Origin of the sequence: Bifidobacterium phasiani (genome assembly GCF_019331775.1) — a bacterium.
Lineage (GTDB): Bacteria > Actinomycetota > Actinomycetes > Actinomycetales > Bifidobacteriaceae > Bifidobacterium > Bifidobacterium phasiani.
Genome location: NZ_JAHBBD010000010.1, coordinates 1 through 13018, shown reverse-complemented (window position 1 = coordinate 13018; position 13018 = coordinate 1). Strand labels below are relative to the sequence as shown.

General features: G+C 69.1%; 10 protein-coding genes and 1 pseudogene. 7 read left to right on the top strand and 4 right to left on the bottom strand.

Going from position 1 to position 13018, the window contains the following annotated elements:
* Positions 1–50: 50 nt before the first annotated feature.
* Positions 51–1865: an AMP-dependent synthetase/ligase gene (locus tag KIH73_RS05425; RefSeq protein WP_219081364.1), complete on the top strand. Its 1815-nt coding sequence runs from the start codon at positions 51–53 to the stop codon at positions 1863–1865.
* A 456-nt stretch (positions 1866–2321) separates the two neighbouring features.
* On the opposite strand, the gene KIH73_RS05420 is transcribed toward KIH73_RS05425, so the two are convergent.
* Positions 2322–3947 (bottom strand): substrate-binding domain-containing protein, encoded by a 1626-nt coding sequence (locus tag KIH73_RS05420; RefSeq protein WP_219081473.1) that lies wholly within the window; start codon positions 3945–3947, stop codon positions 2322–2324.
* Between the two features lie 154 nt (positions 3948–4101).
* Positions 4102–5319, bottom strand: coding sequence for an NADP-dependent isocitrate dehydrogenase (locus KIH73_RS05415; RefSeq protein ID WP_219081362.1), 1218 nt, complete (start codon positions 5317–5319; stop codon positions 4102–4104).
* A 138-nt stretch (positions 5320–5457) separates the two neighbouring features.
* Between KIH73_RS05415 and KIH73_RS05410 the strand changes: the two genes are divergently transcribed.
* The 6 genes from KIH73_RS05410 (at position 5458) to tsf (ending at position 12167) form a co-directional block, all read left to right on the top strand.
* Positions 5458–6582, top strand: a complete 1125-nt coding sequence (locus KIH73_RS05410) for a GuaB3 family IMP dehydrogenase-related protein (protein ID WP_219081360.1) — start codon at positions 5458–5460, stop codon at positions 6580–6582.
* A gap of 127 nt (positions 6583–6709) precedes the next feature.
* Complete coding sequence (locus KIH73_RS05405) at positions 6710–7201, top strand: Rv3235 family protein (RefSeq protein WP_219081358.1); 492 nt, start codon at positions 6710–6712, stop codon at positions 7199–7201.
* 146 nt (positions 7202–7347) lie between these two features.
* A complete protein-coding gene (locus tag KIH73_RS05400; RefSeq protein WP_219081356.1) occupies positions 7348–9426 on the top strand; it encodes an AMP-dependent synthetase/ligase in 2079 nt (692 codons plus the stop codon).
* 38 nt (positions 9427–9464) lie between these two features.
* Positions 9465–9947: a peptide deformylase gene (locus KIH73_RS05395; protein WP_219081354.1), complete on the top strand. Its 483-nt coding sequence runs from the start codon at positions 9465–9467 to the stop codon at positions 9945–9947.
* A gap of 466 nt (positions 9948–10413) precedes the next feature.
* Positions 10414–11241: a 30S ribosomal protein S2 gene (rpsB, locus tag KIH73_RS05390; RefSeq protein WP_219081352.1), complete on the top strand. Its 828-nt coding sequence runs from the start codon at positions 10414–10416 to the stop codon at positions 11239–11241.
* 74 nt (positions 11242–11315) lie between these two features.
* Positions 11316–12167, top strand: coding sequence for a translation elongation factor Ts (gene tsf / locus KIH73_RS05385; RefSeq protein WP_219081350.1), 852 nt, complete (start codon positions 11316–11318; stop codon positions 12165–12167).
* Positions 12168–12314: 147 nt separating this feature from the next.
* Here the strand turns inward: tsf and KIH73_RS05380 are convergent, their stop codons facing one another.
* Together KIH73_RS05380 and KIH73_RS10885 are read right to left on the bottom strand one after the other, a co-directional pair.
* Positions 12315–12836, bottom strand: coding sequence for a YbaK/EbsC family protein (locus tag KIH73_RS05380; RefSeq protein WP_219081348.1), 522 nt, complete (start codon positions 12834–12836; stop codon positions 12315–12317).
* 42 nt (positions 12837–12878) lie between these two features.
* Positions 12879–13018 (bottom strand): annotated as a pseudogene (locus KIH73_RS10885) (IS30 family transposase); the annotation flags it as partial.

Here is a 13018-nt window from a genome sequence, read left to right as displayed (position 1 = left end):
ATGTGCCCATGTACAATCCAAGTGTCAGGGTCCGACCATCAGGGAGCGATATGGACAAGGAATACACCCGGCAACTGCAGGAGCCGATCGACGACGACAAGAACCTGTTCTCCATTCTGGAGGAGCGCGCCGAGCGCGCCCCGCACGATTCGCTGGTCGAATACAAGGACCAGGGCGGCACGTGGCGTTCGTTCAGCGCCGTCGAGTTCAGGAATCTGGTGATCGAGCTGGCGAAGGGCCTGATCGCCCGTGGCGTCATGCCCGGCGATTCGGTGTCCGTCATCGCCCACACCTGCTGGCAGTGGACCGCCCTCGACATGGCGATCATGTCCATCGGGGCGCTGACCGTCCCCGTGTACGAGACCAATTCGCCGGCGCAGGTCGAGATGATCTTCAACGACGCCCAGGTGCGCATGGCGTTCGCCGAGAACGACGCGCAGCGCGACAAGATCGAGTCGGTGCGCGACCGTTGCTCGAACCTGGAGGACGTGTACGTCATCGACCGCGGCGCCATCGAGACGCTGCAGGAATTCGGCCGCTCCGTCAGCGACGCCGAGTTCTACGAACGCGAGCGCGCCATCGGCGGCTCCGACCTGGCGACCATCGTGTACACCTCCGGATCGACCGGCACGCCGAAGGGCATCGAGCTGACCCATGGGAACTTCGTGTTCATCACGTACTCGGGCGTGCAGTCCATGCCGGACATCGCGCTCAAGCCGAACCGCCGCCTGCTGCTCTTCCTGCCGCTCGCGCACGTGTTCGCGCGCTACATGCAGTTCTTCTGCTTCGCCGGCAACGTCACGCTCGGCCTGTCGAGCAACCTCAAGACGATTCTGAGCGACTTCAGCGCGTTCAAGCCGACGTTCATCCTCGCCGTGCCGCGCATCTTCGAGAAGATCTACAACGCGGCCTCCCAGAAGGCGGGCGCCGGGTTCAAGGGGCGCGTCTTCGCGGACGCCACGCACATCGCCCGCGAATGGTCGCGCGTCCAGCAGTCGGGCGAGCCGATGCCGGTGTCGCTGCGGCTCAAGCACGCGGTGTACGACAAGCTGGTGTATTCCGAGATCATGGACGTGTTCGGCGGCAGCGTCGAGTACGCGGTCTCCGGCGGCGCGCCGCTCGACGTGTCGATCGCGCACTTCTTCAACGGCGTCGGCCTGCCGCTGCTGGAGGGCTACGGCATGACCGAGACCTGCGCGCCGGCCACCGTGAACCCGACCGCCGGCTACCGGATCGGCACCATCGGCCTGCCGCTGCAGGGCGTGACGGTGGGCGTCGACGAGAGCGGCGAGCTGTGCATCAGGAGCCGCGCCGTGTGCCGCGGATACCACAACAACCCGCGGACTACCGACGAGCAGATCGTCGACGGGTGGCTGCACACCGGCGACCTGGGGTCCATCGACGACGACGGCTTCGTGACGCTCACCGGCCGCAAGAAGGACCTCATCATCACCGCCGGCGGCAAGAACGTGTCCCCGGGCGTGCTCGAGACCTCGGTGATGACCTCGCCGGTGGTCGCCCAGTGCGTGCTGGTCGGCGAGCGTCGGCCGTTCATCGCGGCGATCGTCTCCCTCGACCTCGCCGAGACGAACCAGTGGCTCAGGTCCCAGGGCGCGGCGCCCGTCGCCGACCTGCAGGCCGCGGCCGCGAACCCCATCGTGCGCGTCGAGGTCGAGCGCGCGGTCAACGCGGCGAACGAGCTGGTCTCGCGCGCCGAGTCGATCCGCAAGTTCGAGATCGTGCCGGACGAGTTCACCGAGGCCAACGGCCTGATGACGCCGAGCATGAAGGCGCGCCGGCAGGCCGTCACCGAGTACTACCGCGACCTGATCGACAACGTCATCTACGCACCGGTCAGGCGCTAGTCCAACCGGCGCCGTCGCCGAGGACGGCGCCGCCGATTGCGGGCGAAAGCCCGGTGCGTGACCGGGCCCGGCGGCCGGAGCCCGGCCCCGGACCGGACGGTGCACCGGGCTTCGCCCGTTTCTGGGTCGTTCTACGGGCCACATGGGACGTGGTACGGTTCGGCTCCACCGCGCTACGGCCCCAGGGCCGTATGGGGCTCACTAGGCCATGGTCCAACGGTGCGGGAGCATCACACGAGGCGCCGGGGCCATACGGGGCTCGTCAGGCCACGGACAAACGGTCCGGGAGCATCGCACGAGGCCCAGGGCCGCAAGGGGCCCGCCCGGAATGCGGCTGCCGTTCAATGCCAAGTCGTGAGGTCCCGGAGCCGTAGGGGCTCGCCGGTCCCGGCCGCCGTGCGCCATCTCGATCCGCACCACCTTGATCTGATGGGACCCGGAGCCGCACGGGGCGACTCACAGCCCGGCGTCGGCGAGCGTGATGTACCCCGGGTCGATCAGCGTCTCCTTGAGGTTGCTGGCGCTGACCGCCACCAACGGTTCGGTGACCGTGGGCACCTGGACGCCGTCGACGTCGCCCTGCGTGACGCAGTCCAGCCCGTCCAGCGACTGCCCCAGCGCCAGGCGCGCGCACACCTGTGCGATGTCCTGGCACAGCGTCTTGCGGTCCTCGAACGCGGTCATCCACTGCTGGCCGTTGACGATCTGCGGGATGACGTCGAGATAGGCGCCGTACCCGGTGACGATCGGCCAGCGCGAGTTGATCTGCTCGATGTCGGTTTCGTCGGTCTCGTCGCCGGCCTCCTCGGGGGCCTTGATCGGATCGGGGACGGCCTCCTTCTGCAGGTCGACCTGCCCCGCGATGTTGCCGACGATGCCGGATATCGTGATGGACGGGTTGATGTCGGCCGAGGTGCCGGTGTAGCCCAGCGCCGCCAGCCGGTCGGTCACCGCCGACGCCACGTAGTCGTTCATGGCGATGACGCCGTCGATGCGGGTGTGCGTCTGCGAGTCCTCCATGCCGAGCCGCCCGGTCAGCTCGTCGGCGATCGCCTCGTCGCTGTCGGCGACGAACGTCACCGATCGCCAGTCGTCCTGCGTGGTGTCGGCGTCGAGCAGCCCGGACGGGCTGACGGCGGTGCCCTCGCGGAAGTACGGGCCGAGCACCTCCCAGATGCCGGCGAACGCCTCGCGGGCGAAGGCGCCGGACCCGTCCGCGGCCTCGTCCGCGGAACCCTCCGCATCGGATGCGGAGCCGTCCGATGCGGCGTCGCCGGACTCCTCGTCCGCGTCGTCGTCCGCGTCGTCATCCGCCGAGGGGTCGCGGGGGAGCAGGATCTCGATGGCCTTGGGGTTGTCCGGGCTGGTGCCGTCGAGGTTGAGCTTGTCGACCATGTTCTGGGCCTGGATGACCCCGATGCGCCTCGCGTCGGACATCCGCACGTAGGCGTCCGGCGCGAACCCCCGGATCGTGCCCGACAGCAGCACCACGCGCATGCCCGAATCCTTGGCGAGGTTCAGTGCGGAGACCAGCCGCTGCACGGCCTGGGTCTCCTCGTCGGTTTCCTCGGTCCCGTCCCCGTCGGTCCCGCCCTCGGACGCCTCGCCGTCGGAGGCCCCGTCGCCGGACGATCCGTCGTCCGCCGCGTCGCCCCCGGCGACCTCGCCGGACACGTAGTCGCCGTACTGGCGGGTCGAATCGTCCTGCTCGACCGCCGGCGCCACGATCAGGGTGATGTCGCCGGCCTCGACCGACTCGTCGGCGATGCTGTCGACGACGAAGTCCTGGATGTCGCGGCTCTGCCGGTCGAGCGAATCGGAGGTGTGCGTGCTGACGGCGTCGCCCTCGAAGCCCTGCTCGCCCAGCGCGTCGGTCAGCTCGGGCACCAGCGCCTGCCACTTGTTCAGCGGGGTGCGCTGGGATATCGTCAGCCCGTCGGACGGCGTGAAGATCGCCGCCGAGCCGACGAACCGAGGCTCCTCGCCGGAGTCGGGCCCCGGTTCGGCGGCGGGTGACGCGCACGCGGCCAGCGTCGCCGCCGCGACCGCGGCCGCGCACAGGGCCGTCATACGGGAGAGCATGTTCCTGCGAAGCGAGGTCACCGTGAATCCCATCCTTAAGCTCGTGTCGAATCGTTGTCTGGAACTGTGCCCGATTGTAGTGGAGCTGGATAACAAACGCCCGGCCGACCGCCGTGGCGGATCGGCCGGGCGTCATCGGCGCCGGGAGCCGGGATCAGTCGCGCAGCGCCTTGGCGAGCTCCTCGTCCAGCGCGTCCATGAACCCGTCGGTGTCCAGCCACGGCTGGTCGGGGCCGATCAGGGTCGCCAGGTCCTTGGTCATGCGGCCGGACTCGACCGTCGAGACGACGACCTGCTCCAGCGTCCGAGCGAAGCGCTCGACCTCGGGCGTGCCGTCCAGCTTGGCGCGGTGCTTCAGGCCGCCGGTCCACGCGTAGATCGAGGCGATCGGGTTGGTGGAGGTCTTCTCGCCCTGCCGCCAGCGGCGGTAGTGCCGGGTGACGGTGCCGTGCGCGGCCTCGGCCTCCACGGTCCGGCCGTCCGGGGTCATGAGCACCGAGGTCATCAGGCCCAGCGAGCCGAAGCCCTGGGCCACGGTGTCGGACTGCACGTCGCCGTCGTAGTTCTTGCACGCCCACACGTAGCCGCCGTGCCACTTCAGCGAGCTGGCGACCATGTCGTCGATCAGGCGGTGCTCGTAGGTCAGGCCCTCGGCCTCGAAGCGCTCCCGGTACTCGGTTTCGAAGACCTCGGCGAAGATGTCCTTGAACCGGCCGTCGTAGGCCTTGAGGATCGTGTTCTTCGTCGACAGGTAGACCGGGTATCCGCGCAGCAGGCCGTAGTTGAAGCAGGCGCGCGCGAACCCGCGGATCGACTCGTCGAGGTTGTACTGCACCTGGGCGACGCCGGCGCCCGGATAGTCGAACACCACATGCTCGATCGGCTCGGAGCCGTCCTCCGGGGTGAAGGTCACGGTCAGCCGTCCGGGGCCCGGCACCGTGAAGTCGGTGGCCTTGTACTGGTCGCCGAACGCGTGGCGGGCCACGACGATCGGCTTGGTCCAGCCCGGCACCAGACGCGGGATGTTCGAGATCACGATCGGCTCGCGGAAGATCGTGCCGCCGAGGATGTTGCGGATGGTGCCGTTGGGCGACTTCCACATCCTCTTCAGCCCGAATTCCTCGACACGCGCCTCGTCCGGGGTGATGGTGGCGCACTTGACGCCGACGTGCTCGCGCCGGATCGCCTCGGCCGCGTCGACGGTCACCTGGTCGTCGGTGGCGTCGCGGTTCTCGATGCCCAGGTCGTAGTACTCCAGGTCGACGTCGAGGTACGGCAGGATGAGACGGTCCTTGATGTCCTTCCAGATGACGCGGGTCATCTCGTCGCCGTCGAGCTCGACGACCTTGCCTTCGACCTTGATTCTGGCCATGCTTCCTCCTGTCACGGTCCTGTCATGGTGCATGTTGGTCCCTCCAGTCATATCGCATGTTTGTAACGAGCGCCCGCGCCGTCCCACGATGCTGACGCCGGCGGCGCGGTGTCACGCCTGAGCATTAGCCTTGGAGGCATGTCTCAGGAAATTGAAATCGGCTTGGCCAAGAAGGGTCGTCTCGCCTACGGGCTGGACGACATCGCCATCGTCCCGTCCCGCCGCACCCGCGACACCAACGACGTGTCGACCGCGTGGCAGGTGGACGCCTACGAGTTCGACGTCCCGGTGATCGGCGCCCCGATGGACTCGGTGACCAGCCCGGCGACCGCGATCGCGATGGGGCGTCTCGGCGCGCTCGGCGTGCTCGACCTCGAGGGCCTGTGGACCCGCTACGACGACCCGCAGCCGATGCTCGACGAGATCGCGTCGCTGCCCGCCGCCGAGGCGACGGCCCGCATCCAGCGCATCTACGCCGAGCCGGTCAAGCCCGAGCTGATCACCCGCCGCCTGCACGAGATCCGCGACGCCGGCGTGACGGTGGCGGGCGCGCTGTCGCCGCAGCGCACGCAGCAGTTCTACTCGACGGTGGTCGAGGCCGGCGTGGACCTGTTCGTGATCCGCGGCACCGTGGTGTCCGCCGAGCACGTGTCGCGCACGCACGAGCCGCTGAACCTCAAACGGTTCATCTACGACCTGGACGTCCCGGTCATCGTCGGCGGCGTGTCGAACTACACGGCGGCGCTGCACCTGATGCGCACCGGCGCCGCGGGCGTGCTGGTCGGCTTCGGCGGCGGCGCCGTCTCCGCGACCCGCGCCACGATCGGCGTGGAGGCGCCGATGGCGACCGCGATCGCGGACGTGGCCGAGGCCCGCCGCGACTACATGGACGAGTCCGGCGGCCGCTACGTCGAGCTGATCGCCGACGGCGGCATGGGCGACTCCGGCAGCTTCATCAAGGCCCTGGCGCTCGGCGCCGACGCGGTGATGCTCGGCGCGCCGCTCGCGCGCGCGACGGAGGCCCCGGGCCACGGCATGCACTGGGGGGCCGAGGCCCGCCACCAGACCCTGCCGCGCGGGTTCCGCACCGACGTCGGCACGGTCGGCACGCTCGAGCAGATCCTGTTCGGGCCGAGCCACCAGGCCGACGGCACCACGAACTTCATCGGCGCCCTGCGCCGCGCGATGGCCTCGACCGGGTACGTCGACCTGAAGAGCTTCCAGCGCTGCGACATGGTCGTCAGCGCCCACCGCCCGGGCTGACACGCCGAAGTTATGCACAATTCCACAATATTGGCCCCGCCGGTGGCGGGGCCTTGTCCGTTGTGATGTGCTTGGCTGATCACGCCGTCGATCCGCGACGGCGCCGAGCCCCTACAAGGAGACAGCCATGAACGACATCAACGACATGCGGCCGGAACGGCCGCAGCACGGCCTGGGCAGCATCGACGGCCTGCTGGAGGTCGAGCTCTCGGACAGGCCCGTGCGCTATCACATCGCGCGGTGCTTCCGCGGCGAGCCCGGCCCCGAGGAGTGCCGCGCGCTGGCCAGGTCCGCATGCCGGGTGGCGTGCGCGGCCGTGGACATCATGCGGGGACGCACGCCGCCGCCGGCGCTTAGGCGGGCGATGACCGAGACGTGCCTGCGGCGCCTGGAGGCCATGGCCAAGCTGGTGGACAGCCATGCGATCGCCTACGGCACCCGGCGGGAGACGAAGTACTACCTGCCGGCCATGCCCGACAACCTGGAGGGCACGCTCGTCAGCCCGACCTCGCTGGACACCTCGGTGTTCATGACGGTCGGCGACCGGCGGTACCAGGCGAACGTCGTGCTCCGGCGCATCGGCAGCCGGTGGATGTGCACCCTCGCCGACGTCGGTTGAAGGAGGGACGACCTGTACACGCCGCCCGGCGCCGCGCCGCGGTCCGGGCCGGCGGCACCGGCCCCGCGCGGGTAGCATGAGGGGCGCGGCGGACCGCACAACTCACCCGGTGCGGTCCGCCGCGCGCCGGCATTAAGATTGGATTCATGTTGCGTGAATATTCTGTGGACGTCATCCATCCCACGACCGACGAGGACACGATCTATTCGCTGCTCGGCGCCCGCGCGGCGCGCGACGGTCGGGGCGTCGTCGCCCAGTGGCAGGATGAACGGCGTCAGTGGCACGACGTGACGGCGGACGAGATGCTGGCGCGGGTCCATGCGGTGGCGAAGGGGCTGCTGGGGCTCGGCATGAAGCCGGGCAGCATGGTGGTCATCTACTCGCCGACCTGCTACGAGTGGGGTGTCGTCGACTTCGCCTGCGCCGCGATCGGCGTGGTCACCGTGCCCATCTACGAGACCGACTCCGCGCGCCAGGCGGGGAGCATCGTCGGCGACGTGGAGCCCGCCATCGCGTTCGCCGGCGACGACGACCACGCCCGCGTGCTGGAGGAGCTGCGCGCCGGCCATCCCTCGCTGCGGTACGTGTTCAACTTCCGCGCCGGGGGCCTGGACGCGGTGGTCGACTTCGGCGAGGGCGTGGACGACGACGACCTGCACCGCGCCATCGCCCGGGTCAAGGCCGACGACCTGGCGACGATCGTGTACACGTCCGGCTCGACGGGCCGGCCGAAGGGGGCGATGCTGTCGCATCGCAACTTCACCCACATCGTGTACGCCGGCTACGACGTGCTCGACGACATGCTCTACCAGCCCAGCCGCCTGCTGCTGTTCCTGCCGCTCGCGCACTGCTTCGCCCGGTACATCCAGTACGTGGCCATCGGGGCCAACGGCGTGGTGGGCTACATCCCGAACGCCGACCATCTGCTCGCCGACCTGCGCGGCTTCAAGCCCACCTACCTGCTCGGCGTGCCGCGCGTGTTCGAGAAGGTGTACAACGCGGCCTCGCAGAAGGCCGGCACCGGCGTCAGCGGCCTGATCTTCGCCAAGGCCGTCGAGCATTTCACCAAGTGGTCGAAGGACGAGATGGCGGGCGGCGCGCACTCCCTCGCGGACCGGCTGGGCCACGCGTTCTACATGAGGACCGTCGGCTCGTCGGTGCGCTCCGCGCTCGGCCCGAACCTGAAGTACCTGGCCTGCGGCGGCGCCCCGATGAACGCCGACCTGGCGCACTTCTTCAACGGCATGGACGGCATCACGTTCATCCAGGGCTACGGCATGACCGAGACCGCGGCGCCGTGCGTGGTCAACTTCCAGGACGCCAACGAGGTCGGCTCGGTCGGCCGTCCCGGCCCCGGCATCGCGATCAGGACCGAGGACGACGGCGAGGTGATGATCAAGGGGCCGAACGTGTTCCTGGGCTACTACAGGCAGCCCGAGCTCACCGCCGAGGTGCGCCGCGAGGACGGGTGGCTGCACAGCGGCGACCTCGGCCACATCGACGACCAGGGGTTCCTGTTCATCACCGGGCGCAAGAAGGACATCATCATCACCGCGGGCGGCAAGAACATCAGCCCCGCGCCGATGGAGGACGTCATCACCACCTGCCCGATCGTCTCGCACACCGTGCTTGTCGGCGACGCCAAGCCGTTCGTGGGGGCGCTGGTCGCGCTGGACGACGAGATGACGTCCTCCTGGCTGGCCGCGCAGGGGCTCGACCCGCAGATGCCGCCGGAGCAGATCGCGCAGAACGACGCGGTCCGCGCCTACGTCCAGCAGTACGTCGACCGGGCGAACCTCAGCGTCTCCCGCGCCGAGTCGGTGCGCAAGTTCGTCATCCTGGACCACGACTTCACGCAGGAGGAGGGCACGCTCACCCCGAGCATGAAGGTCGTGCGCCCCAAGGTGCTCGAACGGTACGCGCAGCTCATCGAGGACGTGCTGTACGCGCCGAGGAGCGCCCCGCGCCCGGCCTCCGCCGCGGTGCGCATCATCGACCGGACCTCGGAGACGGTCAAGCAGGCTTCGGAGAGCGTGCGCCAGGCCTCGGAGAACGTCAGCCCGAAGGTCCGCCAGGCGTTCGACCAGGCGAGGACGAACATGTCTGATTCGATTGCTAGCGTATCCGAGATGATGAAGCGGCAGCAGCAGGACGACGCCGGCCCCGGGGAGGGCGCCGGCCCCGAGGCCGCCGAGGATGCCGGGCCCGCCGCCGACGAGCGGTAGCGGCGTCCCGCCAACGGAACATCGAAGAGGAGATCATTGTGGCGATTCGTGAGATTCGCGTCGTGCCCGACCCCGTGCTGCGCACGCCGTGCGACCCGATCGAGACCATCACGCCGGCGGTGCGCCGCCTGGTGCAGGACCTGCTGGACACCGTGGACGACCCCGGGCGCGCCGGGCTGTCCGCCAACCAGATCGGCGTGGGGCTGAGGGCGTTCTCCTACAACATCGACGGCAAGGTCGGCTACGTGCTCAACCCGGTGCTCGAGGAGACGCGCGGCGAGCAGTACGGCGACGAGGGCTGCCTGTCGCTGCCGGGCCTGTGGTACGCCACCAGGCGCGCCGACTACGCCCGCGTGCGCGGCATCGACCTGGACGGCAAGACCGTGGTGCTGGAGGGCACGGGCATCATGGGCCGCATGCTCCAGCACGAGTGCGACCACCTCGACGGCCACGTCTACATCGACCGCCTGGAAAAGGAGGAGCGCCGCAAAGCCATGCGTATGATGCGCGGCAGCCGTTAAACGGACAGCCCGGTGGGCTGTCCGTAGGCTGCCGCCGAGCGCGATTGCTCGAGCGCGAGGTAACGTGGCGGTACGCGTAGCGTTCCGTTGAGACAGCCCGGTGGGCTGTCTGTAGGGCGGCGCCGAGCGCGATCGTATCGAGCGCGAGGCAGTATGGCGGTACGCGGCAGCGTTCCGTTTGGACAGCCCGGTGGGCTGTCCGTAGGCCTCCACCGAGCGCCCCGCATACCCATCGATGCCCACGGCCCCGCCATCCGCGTGATGGCGGGGCCGTATGCTATCATCGTGCCTCGTGCGCCAACCGGGTCCCTCCGCGGTCGCAGGCGGGCGGATCCACCCGATGTTCCCTACCCGGCGCACGCACATCGCGCCATGCCCGCGACGGCCTGTGTCGGTCGGTCCCCTCGGGGATTGCACGCAGGTGCGCATGGCCAGGCAAGAACCGACAAAGAAAGGCAGTCATACCATGGCTCAGATCACGATGAGCGACATGCTCAAGGCCGGCCTGCACTTCGGCCATCAGACCCGCCGCTGGAACCCGAAGATGAAGCAGTACATCCTCACCCAGCGCAACGGCATCCACATCATCAACCTGTTCAAGTCGCTCGACATGATCGACACCGCCTACGACTTCATCAAGCAGACGGTCGCCCACAACGGCACCGTGCTGTTCGTCGGCACCAAGAAGCAGGCCCAGGAGGCCGTCGCCAAGCAGGCGACCCGCGTGAACATGCCGTATGTCTCCGAGCGCTGGCTCGGCGGCATGCTGACCAACTTCCAGACCGTGTCCAAGCGCGTCTCCCGCCTCAAGGAGCTTGAGGAGATGGACTTCACCGACGTGCGCGGCTCCGGCCTGACGAAGAAGGAGCTGCTCCTGCTCGAGCGCGAGAAGGACAAGCTCGCCAAGCAGCTGGGCGGCATCCGCAACATGACCCGCACCCCGTCCGCGATGTTCGTCGTCGACGTCAACAAGGAGGCGCTGGCCGTCGAGGAGGCCCACAAGCTGGGCATCCCGGTCGTCGCCATCGTCGACACCAACACCGATCCGGAGTCCGTGGACTACCCGATCCCGGCCAACGACGACGCGATCCGCGGCATCGAGCTGCTGACCAGCCTGATGGCCGACGCCGTCGCCGACGGCCTGCTCGAGCGTTCGGGCAAGGCCGCCAAGGCCGAGGACGAGCAGCCGATGGCCGAGTGGGAGAAGGATCTGCTGACCCAGGGCGCCACCGCCGAGGCCCCGGCCGCCGAGGCCGCCGCCGAAGCCCAGGGCGAAGAGGCCAAGGCCGAGTGATCATCCCGTACGATGGGAGGTGACCCGCCTCCCATCGCGTGGGGCATACGAATTTTCTACGAGGAGACACAGCAATGGCAGCAATCACTGCAGCTCTGATCAAGCAGGTGCGTGAAGAGACCGGCGCCGGCATGATGGACGTCAAGAAGGCCCTGACCGAGGCCGAGGGCGACGTCGCGCGCGCCAAGGAGATCATCCGCGCCAAGGGCATCCAGGCCGCCGGCAAGCGTGAGGGCCGCAAGGCCCAGGAGGGCACCATCGCCTCCACCGTCGTCGAGACCGCGAACGGCCAGGCCGGCTACGCCGTCGAGCTCAACTCCGAGACCGACTTCGTGGCCAAGACCCCGAAGTTCGTCGAGTTCTCCGAGACCGTGCTCGGCTACGCCGTCAAGGCCGACGCCGCCACCGTCGACGATGTGCTCGCGGCCGCCGCCGACGAGGGCACCGTCAAGGAGGCCGTCGAGTCGGCCGCCGCGCTGTTCGGCGAGCACGTCAAGGTCGGCCAGGTCGCCAAGATCGAAGGCCCGCACGTCGAGATCTACGCGCACAAGAAGTCCGCCGAGATGCCGCCGAGCATCGTGGCGATGATCGCGACCGACGAGGCCGGCGCCGCCGTGGCCCACGAGGCCGCCCTGCAGATCTCCGCCATGGGCGCCCAGTGGCTGACCCGCGAGGACGTCCCGGCCGAGGTCGTCGAGTCCGAGCGCCGCGTGGCCACCGAGAAGTCCCTGGCCGAGGGCAAGCCCGAGAAGATCGTCCCGAAGATCGTCGAGGGCCGTCTGAACGCGTTCTTCAAGGAGAACGTGCTGCTCGAGCAGGCGTTCGTCAAGGACCCGTCCAAGAGCGTCGGCGACCTGTTCAAGGAGGTCGGCGGCCAGGCGCTGTCCTTCGCCCGCGTCGAGGTCGGCAAAGGCGAGGAGGCGTGAGCCGGTGACGCCGTGAGCGTCCCGCCGGGTATGGCCCGGCCGCGGACGGCGGCGTCACGTATCGCATGATCGAACGAAGGTGGCCGCACATCCCGTACGGATGTGCGGCCACCTTCGTCATATCGTCCGCACCGCGCGGGGAGAGTCTCAGCGCGCGACCGGCATGACGACCGCGTCCGGCCGCAGCGCGGCGGCGACGCGGGGGAGCGCGGCCGCCGCGAACACGACGGTGCGCGTGTTGCCGCCGGCCGGGAAACCGATGTCGCCGGGCAGTCTCGGCAGCGTGTCGTCGACGACCAGCCGGATGCCGTCCGCCGCGGCGTCGAGCAGCGAGAACAGCGACACGCCGCCCGGCTCCACGCCCAGCCGGGCCGTCACGACGTCGGGCCGCGCGAAGCTCAGCCGCGTGGTGCCCATCGTCCGGGCGATCGCCTTGAGGTCGAGCCGGGCCGCGCCGGCCGCGGCGACCAGCAGCAGGCCGCCATGGGTGTCGGCGAGCAGCAGGTTCTTGACGACGTTGCCGGCCGGCACGCCGATCCTGTCGACCACGCCGAGCCGGAACCCCTCCTCGACCGTGAGGATCGGGTCGTGTTCGACGATGCGGTACGGGACGTGCAGGGCGGCGAGCAGAGCCTCGATGGCCGCGGCGTCGCAGATACGGGTTGCCATGCCCCTATGGTAGCGCCGTGACGATTCCGTGTCCGCCCGGTTTCAATTTGTGAGTGCAACACCTGTCTTCGGGTGGTTTCGGTATGATGCTATCTCCTCGAGCTCGTGCTGCCAAACCTCGTTGGGTGTCTTGTAGCCGAGGACGCGCATGGGGGTGTCGTTGATCTCCTCGACGATGGCGT

What these genes read in the sequence shown, in the direction of transcription:
- KIH73_RS05420 (WP_219081473.1), bottom strand. Translation starts at nt 3,947, where the DNA reads ATGCTCTCCCGTATGACGGCCCTGTGCGCGGCCGCGGTCGCGGCGGCG.
- KIH73_RS05425 (WP_219081364.1), top strand. Translation starts at nt 51, where the DNA reads ATGGACAAGGAATACACCCGGCAACTGCAGGAGCCGATCGACGACGAC.
- KIH73_RS05405 (WP_219081358.1), top strand. Translation starts at nt 6,710, where the DNA reads ATGAACGACATCAACGACATGCGGCCGGAACGGCCGCAGCACGGCCTG.
- KIH73_RS05415 (WP_219081362.1), bottom strand. Translation starts at nt 5,319, where the DNA reads ATGGCCAGAATCAAGGTCGAAGGCAAGGTCGTCGAGCTCGACGGCGAC.
- rpsB (WP_219081352.1), top strand. Translation starts at nt 10,414, where the DNA reads ATGGCTCAGATCACGATGAGCGACATGCTCAAGGCCGGCCTGCACTTC.
- KIH73_RS05410 (WP_219081360.1), top strand. Translation starts at nt 5,458, where the DNA reads ATGTCTCAGGAAATTGAAATCGGCTTGGCCAAGAAGGGTCGTCTCGCC.
- KIH73_RS05380 (WP_219081348.1), bottom strand. Translation starts at nt 12,836, where the DNA reads ATGGCAACCCGTATCTGCGACGCCGCGGCCATCGAGGCTCTGCTCGCC.
- KIH73_RS05400 (WP_219081356.1), top strand. Translation starts at nt 7,348, where the DNA reads ATGTTGCGTGAATATTCTGTGGACGTCATCCATCCCACGACCGACGAG.
- tsf (WP_219081350.1), top strand. Translation starts at nt 11,316, where the DNA reads ATGGCAGCAATCACTGCAGCTCTGATCAAGCAGGTGCGTGAAGAGACC.